This window comes from Pseudomonas sp. GW821-FHT11G12, assembly GCF_058808055.1.
Genome location: NZ_JBXARH010000001.1, coordinates 859925 through 875220, shown reverse-complemented (window position 1 = coordinate 875220; position 15296 = coordinate 859925). Strand labels below are relative to the sequence as shown.

The window sequence follows — 15296 nt, the reverse complement described above, 5'->3', positions numbered from 1 at the left end:
ATGATCCCGCTCCTTCGTCATGGTCTTTTTCGAGTAGTCCCAATGTCCGATCGCAGCGTCCGCCTTCAAGCTCTCAAGCAAGCCCTCAAAGAGCGCATCCTGATACTCGATGGCGGTATGGGCACGATGATCCAGAGCTACAAGCTCGAAGAGCAGGATTATCGCGGCAAGCGTTTCGCCGACTGGCCGAGCGACGTCAAGGGCAACAACGACCTGCTGGTCATTACCCGTCCCGACGTGATCGGCGGCATCGAGAAAGCCTACCTGGATGCCGGCGCCGACATCCTGGAAACCAACACCTTCAACGCCACCCGCATTTCCATGGCTGATTACGGCATGGAAGAGCTGGCCTACGAACTCAACGTAGAAGGCGCACGACTGGCGCGCAAGGTCGCCGACGCCAAGACCGCCGAGAACCCGGACAAGCCGCGCTTCGTCGCCGGCGTGCTCGGCCCGACCAGCCGCACCTGCTCGCTGTCGCCGGACGTCAACAACCCGGGCTATCGCAACGTCACCTTCGATGAGCTGGTGGAAAACTACACCGAAGCCACCAAAGGCCTGATCGAGGGTGGCGCCGACCTGATCCTGATCGAAACCATCTTCGACACCCTCAACGCCAAGGCTGCGATCTTCGCCGTGCAAGGCGTGTTCGAAGAGTTGCACATCGAACTGCCGATCATGATTTCCGGCACCATCACCGACGCCTCCGGCCGCACCCTGTCGGGCCAGACCACCGAAGCATTCTGGAACTCCGTGGCCCACGCCAAGCCGATTTCGGTCGGTCTGAACTGCGCACTCGGCGCCCGTGAACTGCGTCCGTACCTGGAGGAGCTGTCGGACAAGGCCAGCACCCACGTTTCGGCGCACCCGAACGCCGGCCTGCCGAACGAATTCGGCGAGTACGACGAGTTGCCGGTGGACACCGCCAAAGTCATCGAAGAGTTCGCCCAGAGCGGTTTCCTCAACATCGTCGGCGGTTGCTGCGGCACCACCCCGGGCCACATCGAAGCCATCGCCAAAGCCGTTGCCGGTTACGCGCCACGGCAGATTCCGGACATTCCCAAGGCTTGCCGCCTGTCGGGTCTGGAGCCGTTCACCATCGATCGCAGCTCGCTGTTCGTCAACGTCGGCGAGCGGACCAACATCACCGGTTCCGCAAAATTCGCCCGTCTGATCCGTGAAGACAACTACACCGAAGCCCTGGAAGTCGCCCTGCAGCAGGTCGAGGCCGGCGCCCAAGTGATCGACATCAACATGGACGAAGGGATGCTCGATTCGAAGAAGGCCATGGTGACCTTCCTCAATCTGATTGCCGGCGAGCCGGACATCTCCCGCGTACCGATCATGATCGACTCCTCGAAATGGGACGTGATCGAAGCGGGCCTGAAGTGCATTCAGGGCAAGGGCATCGTCAACTCGATCAGCATGAAAGAAGGCGTCGAGCAGTTCATCCACCACGCCAAACTGTGCAAACGCTACGGCGCCGCCGTGGTGGTGATGGCGTTCGACGAAGCCGGCCAGGCCGACACCGAAGCGCGCAAGAAAGAAATCTGCAAACGCTCCTACGACATTCTGGTCAACGAAGTCGGCTTCCCGCCGGAAGACATCATCTTCGACCCGAACATCTTCGCCGTGGCCACCGGTATCGAAGAACACAACAACTACGCTGTGGACTTCATCAACGCCTGTGCCTACATCCGTGACGAACTGCCGTATGCGCTAACCTCCGGCGGTGTGTCCAACGTGTCGTTCTCGTTCCGTGGCAACAACCCGGTGCGCGAGGCGATCCACTCGGTGTTCCTGCTGTACGCGATCCGCGCCGGCCTGACCATGGGTATCGTCAACGCCGGTCAGCTGGAAATCTACGACCAGATCCCGCAGGAACTGCGCGACGCCGTTGAAGACGTGATCCTCAACCGCACACCGGAAGGCACCGACGCCCTCCTCGCCATCGCCGACAAGTACAAGGGCGACGGCAGCGTCAAGGAAGCCGAGACCGAAGAGTGGCGCAGCTGGGACGTCAACAAGCGTCTGGAACATGCACTGGTCAAGGGCATCACCACTCACATCGTCGAAGACACCGAAGAGTCCCGTCAGTCCTTCGCCCGTCCGATCGAAGTGATCGAAGGCCCGCTGATGTCCGGCATGAACATCGTCGGCGACCTGTTCGGCGCCGGCAAAATGTTCCTGCCGCAGGTGGTGAAGTCCGCCCGCGTGATGAAACAGGCCGTGGCCCACCTGATTCCGTTCATCGAACTGGAAAAAGGCGACAAGCCGGAAGCCAAGGGCAAGATCCTCATGGCCACCGTTAAAGGTGACGTGCATGACATCGGCAAGAACATTGTCGGCGTGGTACTGGGTTGCAACGGCTACGACATCGTCGACCTCGGCGTGATGGTACCAGCCGAGAAGATCCTGCAAGTGGCCAAGGAACAGAAGTGCGACATCATCGGCCTGTCCGGCCTGATCACCCCGTCGCTGGATGAAATGGTCCACGTGGCCCGCGAGATGCAGCGCCAGGACTTCCACCTGCCGCTGATGATCGGCGGCGCGACCACCTCCAAGGCACATACGGCGGTGAAGATCGAGCCGAAGTACAGCAACGACGCGGTGGTCTACGTCACCGACGCCTCCCGCGCCGTGGGCGTGGCGACGCAGTTGTTGTCCAAGGAGCTGAAGGCCGGTTTCGTCGAGAAGACCCGCGAAGAGTACGTCGAAGTCCGCGAGCGCACCGCCAACCGCAGCGCCCGTACCGAACGCCTGAGCTACGCCGCATCGATCGCGAAAAAACCGCAGTTCGACTGGGCCACTTACACCCCGGTCAAACCGACGTTCACCGGCAGCCGCGTGCTGGACAACATCGACCTCAACGTCCTGGCCGAGTACATCGACTGGACGCCGTTCTTCATCTCCTGGGACCTGGCCGGCAAGTTCCCGCGCATCCTCGAAGACGAAGTGGTCGGTGAGGCCGCGACCTCGCTGTACAAGGACGCCCGCGAAATGCTGACCAAGCTGATCGACGAGAAGCTGATCAGCGCCCGTGCGGTGTTCGGCTTCTGGCCGGCCAATCAGGTGCATGACGACGATATCGAGCTGTACGGCGATGACGGCAAGCCGATGGCGCGCCTGCATCACCTGCGCCAGCAGATCATCAAGACCGACGGCAAGCCGAACTTCTCGCTCGCCGACTTCGTCGCGCCGAAGGACAGCGAAGTGACTGACTACGTCGGTGGTTTCATCACCACCGCCGGGATCGGCGCCGAAGAAGTGGCCAAGGCCTATCAGGACGCTGGCGACGACTACAACTCGATCATGGTCAAGGCGTTGGCCGACCGTCTGGCCGAAGCCTGTGCCGAATGGCTGCACCAGCAGGTGCGTAAAGAGCACTGGGGTTACGCCAAGGATGAAGTTCTCGACAACGAGGCTTTGATCAAAGAGCAGTATTCCGGCATCCGCCCTGCCCCGGGCTACCCGGCGTGCCCGGATCACACCGAGAAGGCCACGCTGTTCGCCCTGCTCGACCCTGAGGCCCAGGAAATGCGCGCCGGTCGCAGCGGTGTGTTCCTCACCGAGCACTACGCGATGTTCCCGGCGGCAGCGGTCAGCGGTTGGTACTTCGCGCATCCGCAGGCGCAGTACTTTGCCGTGGGCAAGGTCGACAAGGATCAGGTGCAGAGCTACACCTCGCGCAAAGGTCAGGAACTGAGCCTGACCGAGCGCTGGCTGGCGCCGAACCTGGGTTACGACAACTGATCCAGCTTCACGCGACACGCGACACCCTGTGGGAGCCTATTGGCTCCCACAGGTATTTCTGCACCCCGGAAAGGGTTGGCTATGCTTGTCTGACACACACGGCAGACGAGGGATTTATGGACGATCCAGTCGACAACAAGCCACCGACCTTCTGGCAGATGCTGCAAAGCGTCATGGCGGCGGCGTTCGGGGTGCAGAGCGGCAAGAACCGGGCAAGGGACTTCACCCATGGAAAGCCCAGCCACTTCATCTTCCTGGGCATTGCGTTCACGGCGGTGTTCGCCCTGACGCTGTTTGGCATCGTGCAACTGGTGGTGCATCTGGCAGGCGCGTGACCGGCGTCAGTGCATCAGGGTTTGCAGGTTGAACGGATAGCGATACGAAACCGGACGGCCCTTCGCCGAGAGCTTGCGAAAATGCACGCCGTAGTCCGGCGAAGTGCCCATGGCCAGCATTCGGCGGGCATGATCTCTGTCGATCAGTTGCAACAATGGAATCTGCCGGTCACGACCGCCGTACCGATTCAGATCGACGCCTTGCGCGTGATCATGCAGTTCGACAAGCGCCCAGCCACCGAGAGTGAAATGCCCGCCGAGCAACGCACTCAGGCGACCGTCAACCATGGCTTGCAAAGCTTCGGGCGAGGTATTGACCGCGCTGAACAACACGTCCTTGCCCGGTACTTTGCCGGCCTCTGAAACGGCGCGCATCGCACCGAAGGCCATTTCATCGTTGGCCGCCCACACCAATGACACTTTTGGATATCGGACCAACAATTGCTTCGCCTGCTCGTAGGCACGTTGTTGCGTCCAGCCGCCGTAGACCAGTTGCCGCAAACGTACCTGAGGATGCTCGGCCAGCGCCCGCTGCATGCCCTTTTCGCGCAGTTGCGCCGAAGGTGTGATCTTCAGGCCGGAAAACGCCAGCAGATCGATGTTTTCACCGGGGGCCACGGGTGGATGCAGGCGAATCAGCTCCTTCATCATCAGGTAACCACCCTCCTCATCGTTGGGCACCAGGCTACCGATACGATCCGCGCGCTCTGCCACCAGCGCCTGCTGGTTGGGTGTCAGTGCCGAATTGACGATAAAGAGCTTCACGCCACTGTCATTGGCCATGCGCAAAATCTGCGGCGCGACGTACTGTTCATTGACGAACACCAGATAATCCGGGCGATCAGGCCCCTGCAACGCCAGTCGCGCCTGCGCCAGGGTCAGTTCGGGCTGGCGCTGGGCATAGAGGATGTGCAGGTCGATTCCAAGATCCCGAGCGGCGGCCTGCATGAATTGCGAGTAACTGACCCAGAACGCTTCCTGGGTCGAGCCCGGATTCAGGAACAGCACGGACTCCGCCCGCGCACTGGTCCCGAAGGCCATGCCCAGCAAAAGCAGACTGATGTGGAGAAACTTGAACATGAAGCATCCGGGCCCGGGGAAAAATGGCCGCGCATTATAGCCATTCAATCGCCGGCCATTAGCGCCTGATCCCGCTTTTTGTCCGACAATCGTCGGAAGCGGGCCCGGAGGGGTCGTTTTACTGATGACTGACCCAGAACACCGCTGTTCCAACGACCAGAATGATCAGGAACAGAATGGCCCACGCATCGACACTGCTATCGCTTTTCCTTGCCTTGGTTGGGTTGCTCATTGCATCGCCTCTTGTCGGTTTTATCGGTGATTGCAGAAAGACTCGACCACAGTTAAGACGATGATTGTCCGCACGACAAATGTGGGTTAGTTAACAGTGATTCTCGTTAGTCGTTTTGGTTCTTTCCATATACTCAAACATCACTTTTGCGCATAACTGCAAACGGGTATATTGCCCCGGCTCCATTAGGGAGTGCGCGGCCGTGCGCGCGTAATTGCAGAGGCACCATCGGACTCCAGCAAGCGAAAACGCAGCGTTTTCCGAGTAGCCCAAAGCCTGAGAACAGGACTTATATGTACGTATACGACGAGTACGATCAGCGGATCATCGAGGACCGCGTCAAGCAGTTCCGTGATCAGACCCGACGCTATCTGGCAGGTGAGCTGAGCGAAGAAGAATTCCGCCCCCTGCGCCTGCAGAATGGCCTGTACATCCAGCGTTTCGCGCCGATGTTGCGGGTGGCGGTGCCTTACGGCCAACTGACCTCGCGTCAGATGCGCATGATGGCGAAGATTGCCCGTGACTACGACAAGGGCTACGCCCACATCAGTACCCGCCAGAACGTACAGTTCAACTGGCCGGCACTCGAAGACATCCCGGACATCCTCGCGGAACTGGCCACCGTGCAGATGCACGCGATCCAGACCAGCGGCAACTGCCTGCGCAACGTCACCACCGACCAGTTCGCCGGTGTTGCGTTCGACGAGTTGATCGATCCGCGTCCGTGGTGCGAAATCGTTCGTCAGTGGACCACGTTCCACCCGGAATTCGCCTACCTGCCACGCAAATTCAAGATCGCCGTCAACGGTTCGACCTCCGACCGCGCGGCCATCGAAGTCCACGACATCGGCCTTGAGCCGGTCCACAACGCCGCTGGCGAACTCGGTTTCCGCGTGCTGGTCGGCGGCGGTCTGGGTCGTACTCCGGTGGTGGGTGCCTTCATCAACGAGTTCCTGCCGTGGCAGGACCTGTTGAGCTACCTCGACGCGATCCTGCGGGTCTACAACCGCTACGGCCGTCGTGACAACAAATACAAGGCGCGGATCAAGATCCTCGTCAAAGCGCTGACTCCAGAAGTCTTCGCCCAGAAAGTCGATGCCGAGATGGAACACCTGCGCGGCGGCCAGACAACGCTGACCGAAGCCGAACTGCATCGCGTCGCCAAACACTTCGTCGACCCGGATTACAAGGCGCTGAGCAATCAAGACGCCGAACTGGCCGTCCTCGACAAGGAACACCCGGGTTTCGCCCGCTGGCGCACCCGCAACACCCTGGCGCACAAGAAGCCAGGCTATGTGGCGGTGACCCTGTCCCTGAAGCCGACCGGTGTCGCACCGGGCGACATCACCGACAAGCAGCTCGACGCCGTCGCCGACCTGGCCGACCGCTACAGCTTCGGTCAACTGCGCACCTCCCACGAGCAGAACATCATTCTGGCCGATGTCGAGCAGAGCCAGTTGTTCACCCTGTGGGGCGAGTTGCGCGAACAAGGTTTCGCCACCCCGAACATTGGCCTGCTGACCGACATCATCTGCTGCCCTGGCGGTGATTTCTGCTCCCTGGCCAACGCCAAGTCGATCCCGATCGCCGAATCGATCCAGCGCCGTTTCGACGACCTGGACTACCTGTTCGACATCGGTGAGCTGGACCTGAACATCTCCGGCTGCATGAACGCCTGCGGTCACCACCACGTCGGCCACATCGGCATCCTCGGGGTGGACAAGAAAGGTGAGGAGTTCTACCAGGTCTCCCTCGGCGGCAGCGCCAGCCGTGACGCCAGCCTGGGCAAGATCCTCGGCCCGTCCTTCGCCCAGGACGACATGCCGGATGTGATCTCCAAGCTGATCGACGTGTACGTGGAACAACGTACCGAAGACGAGCGCTTCATCGACACCTACCAGCGTATTGGCATCGACCTCTTCAAGGAACGCGTCTATGCAGCGAATCATTAAGAACAACGAGGTCGTCGACGAAACCTGGCACCTGCTGCCCAAGGATTTCAACATTGACGAGATCAGCAACTGCGACGACCTGATCGTCCCGCTGCAACTGTGGCGTGAACACAGCCGCATGCTCAAGGCCCGCGATGGCGGTCTGGGTGTGTGGCTGGACGCCGACGAAGAAGCCGAGGAAATCGGTGACGACGTGAATGAGTTCCAGGTAATTGCCTTGAACTTCCCGGCGTTCACCGATGGCCGCAACTACTCCAACGCCCGCCTGCTGCGTGACCGTTACGGTTTCAAAGGCGAACTGCGGGCGATTGGCGACGTGCTGCGCGACCAGTTGTTCTACATGCGCCGTTGCGGTTTCGACGCCTTCGCCCTGCGCGCGGACAAAGATCCGTACGATGCACTGGAAAGCCTCAAGGACTTCTCGGTGACCTATCAGGCCGCCACTGACGAACCGCTGCCGTTGTTCCGTCGCCGCTGACCGTGTACCCCGAGCCCGCCTGCGCGGGCTCGGGGGCTCTGCTTATCCCTCTCTCGTTCCTAACCTGCCGGGCCCCGGCGTGACCGGCAAAGTCAGCCCCGGATGCCTCGCCAGTGCCGCGCTGGTCAGTTGTTTTCGCAGTTCCAGGCTTTCATTTCTGAAGTTGTCGAAGATCGTCGTCATTTGCTGACTGGCGGCCTCGCGGGACAACCCGGCCTGTGCTTCCAATCGCGAAAACGCTTGTGCACTGCGATCGAGAACGCTGGTAAATGCATCCTGACGTGTCGTCAGCAAATACTCGGACCAGAACTCCTGCCTGCTGACCGACTCAGTCAGTTGCGCCGTCTGCTCGGCCCTGACGACCTCCAGATACGCGTGATCGATCTGCGCGTCAGTCACCTCGGTATCCAGCGGCATATTCAGCTCTGTGGGTTGTGCTGGCAACGCCAGGCGCTGTGCCAGTCTCACCCGGTAAATCAGGCTGACATCCAGCGCCTGACGTTGAGTGAAGGTCCCTGAGCGGGAACGTCGCGCAATATCGAGCAACGCTTGCTTTTCCACCTGCTGCAAACGAAACAACCCGCGCAACAGACGGACCAGGTCGCCTTCCAGTGTCTGTGTACCGGTGCGGGCCGCTGCCGCTGCCCGATAACACAGCACCCTGACCTCCAGATCGCTGAACAGCCCCGCAACATTGGGGGCACTGACCCAACCTGACCGGGCCATGCGAAACAGCGCTCGACGCAACGAATCATCCTCGCAGGCCGCCTCCAGCACATTCCACACCCGCTGCCCGAGCTGTTCGCGGGTTCGGAAGTAATCGGCCGTTTCACGCAGTTGCATGAGCACTTCAAAAAAATCCCGGGAGTCCGGGGCAGCCGACAGCGATGACAGCACCTGCTTCGCCCGGCCGATCTCCACCGCCGGCAGACCGTTGACCCACCCGGCCCCCTCACGATCACCCGCCAATCGTACGGTGTGGGTGTACTCGGTGATGAGCACGCCGAGGCTTATACCTTGTGACTGTTGGTACGCAGCGATGTCTTTGAGGCTTGCCGCCGACAGCGGGTTGCCATCGATCGTGGTGCCCCGGTTCAGTACCGCGCGGGAGGTGAACACGGACGACGGGATATCGACGATCTTGTTGTTGCGCAAATCGAGAGACTCCAGATGCGCAAGCACATCGGTGTTCCCGGGCCATTCGCTGATGCCGGTGTCACGCAGGTTCAGATGGCGCAAACTGCGCATCGCACTGACATCAGGCGTCCGCCCCAAACTCGAGTTGAACCCAAGGTCCAGCGTGCGCAAATGCTGCTTGCCGCCCAGTTCCTGCATCGATCGCTCGGTCAGGCGAATGCTGTTATTGCTCAGATCCAGCCCGGTCAGCGCCGGCATATCGCCGATCGCAAGAGGAATGCGCGTCAACCCGTTCCCTGACAGATCCAGCACCCGCAACCCGGAAAAGTTACGCAAAAATGTGTTCAGCCCCGCACTGGCGCCAACGCCACTCATCTCCAAAGCGGTGATGTGGGCAAAATCACCAACGAGGGTCGGCATTTCCCCCAGCGGCGCTGCATCGAATGTCAGACTGTAGGTCGGATGACCCGAGTGCACGGAATGGCGCGTTTCCTTGCGCCAGGCGCGCAAAATGGCTTGCATTGCCCGAGCCTTGCTATGGGTAGGCACCTTGATTCTCGGTCCCTCCTCTTCCTGATAATACGTATCGCGGTGAGTCCAGCGCTCCAGGGTTTCGACCATCGTCCTGTATTGCTCGCGCAGCCGCTCCAGCGATCTGATGACCAAGACTTCGTCGGTGCCCAGCGAGGCCACGAAACGTTTGAGCTGCGCGGGGGATTGGGCCGGATACAGCTCCTGCGCCCGGCGTATGAGCATGGGAGATGTTCCCGATGCAGAACTCGAAGGAGCCGACTGCTGGACGAAGGCTTGCTCGATCCGACGATCCGCCAGGCCCATGGGTGAACGGTAATCGGCGCTCACCGGTTCAATTCCCAACACCTTGGCGAATGCCTCGCGCCGCTGCAGTGCCGATACAGTGATTTTCTGCCGCAAGCCAGTGCCGTCGATGTCCTTGTCGACCCCGATGGCCTTGCGACTGTGGGCCGGCAAGCTTTCCCACAATGTCTGGAAAAAATTCGCCCGGGTGCGCGTTGGCTGACTGGAGATGACCGTGTGACGCGTGTCCTGGCCCTGATAGCGCTCGGCGTAGGCTTCGATCAGCACTTTGTGCGCGGCGTCACTCGGGCCGATGGTTGCCCGCTGATCGGCATACACACCCCAATCCAGAATTTCGACAAACACATCGCCAGGCCAGCCAGGCAAATGGGTCAACGTGTCGAGTATCAGCATGTCGGGATCGCGCCCGCAGGCCGCGTCCAGGTACAACCCCTCATAGGCCCGGTTCAGACGCTGTATCGGCTGATAGCGCCGCGCCTCTTCGGCCAGGCGCAACGGTACAGTGTCGGATTCCAGCTGCTCCCACTCGCGCGCATCGGCGTGTTGCACCAGTTCGTCGACAACACTGGCTGAAAGTCCCGGAAATGCCTTGACGATCGGCTCGTTTCTGGAAAGTTCGCAAATGTCGGCTCGCCGGAACAGCCGATCCATCATCGCCATGCGCATGCGCGGTGCCAGCGCGGCAATGTGACCGACCAGCAGCGCCGTCTGGTTTTTCCGCTCCACGGTAGCCGAACTCAGCAAACGCGAACGTTCACTGTCATTGAGCGCTGCCAACAATGGCGTATGGAACTGTCCCTTGCTCAGCAAGTCCTCACTGATTTTCACCTGACGGGCCGCATTATCTGCACCGTAGCGCGTCACTTCGTCGCCGGTGATGTCCTCCACAACAATCGCCATGTCTCGAGGCCAGCGCCCTTCCCCCGTCAGCAAATACAACTGCAGATCGGCGTCTGCCATGGGGGCAGACGCCGGTAAGGCCATCTGCTCCATGAACAACCCGACGTCGGTATCTGCGCGAAAACGCCTTACAGAATCCGACAGCGCCGCCATCGGTTTGCCGCGCTCGACAAACAGCTGCCGCATAACCGCCTCATCGATGCCACTGGCCGCAATGATTTGCAGCGCACGAGTATCTGAAACCTTCTCTTCCCGGAACCCCAAACGACGGAACAGGGTCAAGGAGCTCCATTCGTGAGGCAACTCGGAATCGTGACGCCAGGCGCCCGCACCGTTGGTCTCAAGTAAAGGTGAATAGCGTTCGGGCAACTGCGGGTCATGCACCTCCCACAAGCCGGTGCCGGTTACCGGACGCACCGCGTACGCATCGGGGCCCAGCGGCAAATAGCGCTTGTCTGCGCGCCAGACCAACCCTTGTGCGTCGGCAGCAAGGTTGCTCGGCAAGGATTCACGATGACGGTAAGCCGTCATGTCCGGATTCCAAAGTCGATGCGACATCGCGCCAACCGGGACGCGCCGCAACCTCTGCATGAAACTCGACGAGCGCACGAGTCTATAGGCCTCGCCGGTGGCCACACCGCCAGCGGCGAAGCTCGCCATGAGAATCAGGTTCTCAAGGGTGTCAAACAGACAATCGGCGGCATGCTCCTGATCGCCGTGAGCCCAGCTGTCGATGCCCTCGTAAATCTCGCCGAGCAATTGCAGCCCGGCAACGGCGCACAGGACTTCACCGAGCACCGGCACAAAGGAGACAAAAAACAACAGCGTATTCAGTCCGATGGCTTTGTAGGTGTCGAGCCTGGCCAGACGGGTTTTCTCATCCTCATCGTCGGTGGGCACCACCAACAGACGAGTGTCGGCCCGCACCTGCGCCGCGCGGTGCTGGAAGATGGCCAGAAACAGATCCCGTTTTGCGTCACCTTCAAGATCGATGCCTGTCAGCGACAGATAGGTCGAAGTAATGGGAAACTGGCTCGGCCTGGCATTCAACAACCGCACACTCAGTCCGGTCAGGAAAAGCGAGCGATCTTGCATAGGAAGAAATCGCATGAAAAAACGTCGGAACTCGGAATTGCGTAAACGCCCGCTCAGCTCAAGCTCGAATTTCTGGAACGACGCATACTCTTTCAATGGATGATCAGGATCGCCCGGCATATAGATCACACAACGGTAATCGTCTTCCTCTGGCTCGCTGATCAGGCCGATGAACATGGCGCCTCGAAGTTGCACACCGAGCATTTCAAGACTTTGATAGCCGAACGTGTTTTTGCCCAGTTTGATCGAGGACTCCGAGTTCTTGACCGACTTGAGCATCTGATAAACATCGGCGCTGATGTGACCGCGCATGTAGGCGATATGCCGATCAACATCGAATTGATCCCTGGAATAAGCGACAGATGTTTCCTGCAAACTGGCGATTTGAGTGTCGCTGCCAAAAAAACCTTCCACATGTTTCTGGTATTGCTTGCCAAGATCCAGGTATCGGCAAAGTCTGGCGAACTCATGGGGCTGTATCGGCAAAACCCGGTTGGAGCGCCCCGTTACTTTCTGCGGAACGTAGAGCAAAGAGCTCTCGTGATAGCTGCTGGCCAGGGTTTCAGACAACTCGAAATTTTCACAGGCGGCCGTCAACAGATCGCGATCGATCGGCAACACCAGTTTCTTGCGCAGCCCCAACAGACTTGACGTTGAGCGTACATGCTGAAAAATCGCCCCATCGACTTCGAAGGGCTCGCCCATTTTCTCAGCCATGGCCTTGGCCAGAAGGGGTGTGCAAAAGCTCTGTGGGGATTTTAGCGCCCGCAGTTTTTCCAGCGCGGCATGACGTGATTTGAAACTGGCCTTGAAACTTTCATAGAGATCATTGCGCGCGGCCTCTGAAGACCCAAGCAGCCAGGTGGGTATTTGTTTTTTATATAACTCAAAGAAGACGCCTTGTTGAGCTGGCGTCATGACGGGCAAACTTGATTTATTCTTTTCAACATCCATGTTTAACAACTTTATCTTGAAGTGGACATTCAGAATAAAGTTGAAACACCGTTCAATACAGTGCGATTAGTTGATGCATTACCCACCAAAACAACAACATTATGCGACGATAAGATATCTATATACCGCACTGTCTTACGATAAAAGCGCTCCACGCTCGCGAGGCTGAAACCTCACGAGCGTACGCAACACTTACCAGAAACGTTGCTGGGTCAGCCGGCTCCACCAGCTCAGCAACACGCGATCCACCGAGCCGCTGGCCGCCATGCCGATACGCTCCTGCAGGCTTTTGCGTTCGGCATAGTGCAGGTGATAGACCTCGGATTGTTTAGCGCGCTCAGCCAGGTACTCGTCGCTGGTCTTGAGTTCGTCTACCAGTTGTTTTTCCAGGGCTGCGATGCCGAGCCAGACTTCACCGGTGGCCACTTCGTCGATCGCCAGCTGTGGGCGATAACGCGCGACGAAGTTCTTGAACAGTTTATGGGTGATGTCCAGGTCTTCCTGGAATTTCTCCCGGCCCTTCTCGGTGTTTTCGCCAAACACGGTGAGGGTGCGCTTGTATTCGCCAGCGGTCAGCACTTCGAAATCGATGTCATGCTTTTTCAGCAGGCGATTGACGTTCGGCAGCTGCGCCACCACACCGATCGAGCCGAGAATGGCAAACGGCGCGCTGATGATCTTCTCGCCGATACAGGCCATCATGTAGCCGCCGCTCGCCGCGACCTTGTCGATGCACACGGTCAACGGCACGCCGGCTTCACGGATGCGCGCCAGTTGCGACGAGGCCAGGCCATAGCTGTGAACCATGCCGCCGCCACTCTCCAGACGCAGGACCACTTCATCCTTCGGTGTAGCCAGGGTCAGCAGCGCGGTGATTTCGTGGCGCAGGCTTTCGGTAGCCGACGCCTTGATGTCGCCATCGAAATCCAGCACGAATACCCGCGGTTTGGCGTCCGGGTTCTTCTTCTGTTTCTTCTCGGCCTTGGCCTCGCCCTTGCGCAAGGTCTTGAGCTGATCCTTGTCGAGCAAGGTCTGTTCCAGGCGCTCACGCAGGCCCTTATAGAAATCATTGAGCTTGTTGACCTGCAACTGGCCCGCAGACTTGCGTCGGCCCTTGCTGCGTAATGCAGCAAAACTGGCCAGCACCACCAGAATCGCGATGACCAGTGTCACGGTCTTGGCCAGGAAACTGGCGTATTCAGTCAAAAACTCCACAGTGACTCCTTCAAACGATGCGCAATTGCTTAACACGCGCGGGATACCCCCAGCATACCCATGCACTGCTTCGTCGGCCAGCCGTGAAACCTCTGGAAACAGGCCTGTAACGGGCATTTCAAACAAGCGTATGTTTTTTCATTGACAGCTCTCCGCCATCCCCATAACCTCGCCACAACCTTCAACGTACCGGGATGACGCGGACGTGGGCAGCATCTACTTGATTCGACATGGCCAGGCCTCCTTCGGTGCAGACGACTATGACGTCCTGTCGCCGACCGGTGTACGCCAGGCAGAGATCCTCGGCCGCCACCTCGCCGAGCTCGGCGTCAGCTTCGATCGCTGCCTGTCAGGCGATCTACGCCGTCAGCAACACACGGCCAACAGCGCGCTGGAACAGTTCGCCGCCGTGGGCCTGCCGGTCCCCGCTCTGGAAATCGATTCGGCCTTCAACGAATTCGACGCCGACGCCGTGATCCGCGCCCTGCTCCCGGCCATGCTGCCCGAAGAACCCGAAGCGCTGGAGATCCTGCGCAACGCCGCACAGAACCGTGGCGAGTTCCAGCGCATCTTCGCCCTGATCATCGAACGCTGGCTGGCCGGCACCTACGACACGCCGGGGCTGGAAAGCTGGCTGGGCTTCGTCGAACGGGTCCAGGCCGGGCTGAACCGCCTACTCGATCAGGCCGACAACACCCAGAAAATCGCAGTGTTCACCTCGGGTGGCACCATCACCGCCCTGCTCCACCTGATTACGCAAATGCCTGCACGGCAGGCCTTTGAACTGAACTGGCAAATCGTCAACACCTCGCTCAACCAGCTGAAGTTTCGCGGTCGCGAGGTGGCTCTGGCTTCCTTCAACAGTCATGCACACCTGCAACTGCTGAAGGCCCCGGAACTCATCACTTTTCGCTGAGTCCGGATTACTGTGACCCTGCTGCAATCAACCAAAAAGGATCGAACCATGACCTCCGTAGCTGATGCCGTAAAAGCAATGCAAGCCAAGTTCAACCCAGCCGCTGCTGCCGGTCTGGATCTGATCTTCGGTTTCAACATCACTGACGAAGACAAGCACTACGCCCTGATCGTCAAAGACGGCACTTGCGACATCCAGGAAGGCGAAAACGCCGACGCCAACTGCACGCTCGTGCTGGACAGCGAAACCCTGAAAGGCATCGTCAGCGGCGAAACCGACGGCATGCAAGCCTTCATGGGCGGCAAGCTGCGCGTTGAAGGCGACATGATGCTGTCGATGAAACTGTCCGAGCTGTTCCCGGCATAAGTCGGCAGCCAGACTGCAAACAAATCCCGCCCCTGTGGCGGGATTT

Annotated in this window: 9 protein-coding genes; 6 read left to right on the top strand and 3 right to left on the bottom strand. The window is 59.4% G+C overall.

Translation table 11 applies throughout. From position 1 onward, the window contains the following. The first annotated feature begins 42 nt into the window (after positions 1-42). Together metH and AC1RR7_RS03975 are read left to right on the top strand one after the other, a co-directional pair. Positions 43-3753, top strand: coding sequence for a methionine synthase (gene metH, locus AC1RR7_RS03980; RefSeq protein ID WP_096819960.1), 3711 nt, complete (start codon positions 43-45; stop codon positions 3751-3753). 116 nt (positions 3754-3869) lie between these two features. After that, entirely contained in the window at positions 3870-4088 is a 219-nt protein-coding gene (locus AC1RR7_RS03975) for a DUF2970 domain-containing protein (protein ID WP_096819961.1), read from the top strand. Between the two features lie 6 nt (positions 4089-4094). On the opposite strand, the gene AC1RR7_RS03970 is transcribed toward AC1RR7_RS03975, so the two are convergent. Next, positions 4095-5168, bottom strand: coding sequence for an ABC transporter substrate-binding protein (locus AC1RR7_RS03970; RefSeq protein ID WP_273540899.1), 1074 nt, complete (start codon positions 5166-5168; stop codon positions 4095-4097). A gap of 525 nt (positions 5169-5693) precedes the next feature. Here AC1RR7_RS03970 and AC1RR7_RS03965 point away from each other — a divergent pair. Further along, a complete protein-coding gene (locus tag AC1RR7_RS03965; RefSeq protein WP_102621765.1) occupies positions 5694-7352 on the top strand; it encodes a nitrite/sulfite reductase in 1659 nt (552 codons plus the stop codon). After that, positions 7336-7830, top strand: coding sequence for a DUF934 domain-containing protein (locus AC1RR7_RS03960; RefSeq protein ID WP_096819964.1), 495 nt, complete (start codon positions 7336-7338; stop codon positions 7828-7830). Before AC1RR7_RS03965 ends, AC1RR7_RS03960 begins: the two co-directional genes overlap by 17 nt. A 42-nt stretch (positions 7831-7872) precedes the next feature. On the opposite strand, the gene AC1RR7_RS03955 is transcribed toward AC1RR7_RS03960, so the two are convergent. Both AC1RR7_RS03955 and sohB read right to left on the bottom strand, forming a co-directional pair. Further along, a complete protein-coding gene (locus AC1RR7_RS03955; RefSeq protein ID WP_493156216.1) occupies positions 7873-12753 on the bottom strand; it encodes a dermonecrotic toxin domain-containing protein in 4881 nt (1626 codons plus the stop codon). Positions 12754-12945: 192 nt separating this feature from the next. Beyond that, entirely contained in the window at positions 12946-13968 is a 1023-nt protein-coding gene (sohB, locus tag AC1RR7_RS03950; RefSeq protein WP_102621767.1) for a protease SohB, read from the bottom strand. A gap of 205 nt (positions 13969-14173) precedes the next feature. Here sohB and AC1RR7_RS03945 point away from each other — a divergent pair, with 205 nt between their 5' ends. Together AC1RR7_RS03945 and AC1RR7_RS03940 are read left to right on the top strand one after the other, a co-directional pair. Further along, positions 14174-14884 carry a histidine phosphatase family protein gene (locus AC1RR7_RS03945; protein ID WP_102621768.1) on the top strand — a complete coding sequence of 237 codons (711 nt, stop codon included), beginning with the start codon at positions 14174-14176 and terminating at the stop codon, positions 14882-14884. 48 nt (positions 14885-14932) lie between these two features. Next, positions 14933-15250, top strand: coding sequence for an SCP2 sterol-binding domain-containing protein (locus AC1RR7_RS03940; protein ID WP_085730743.1), 318 nt, complete (start codon positions 14933-14935; stop codon positions 15248-15250). Positions 15251-15296: the final 46 nt, after the last annotated feature.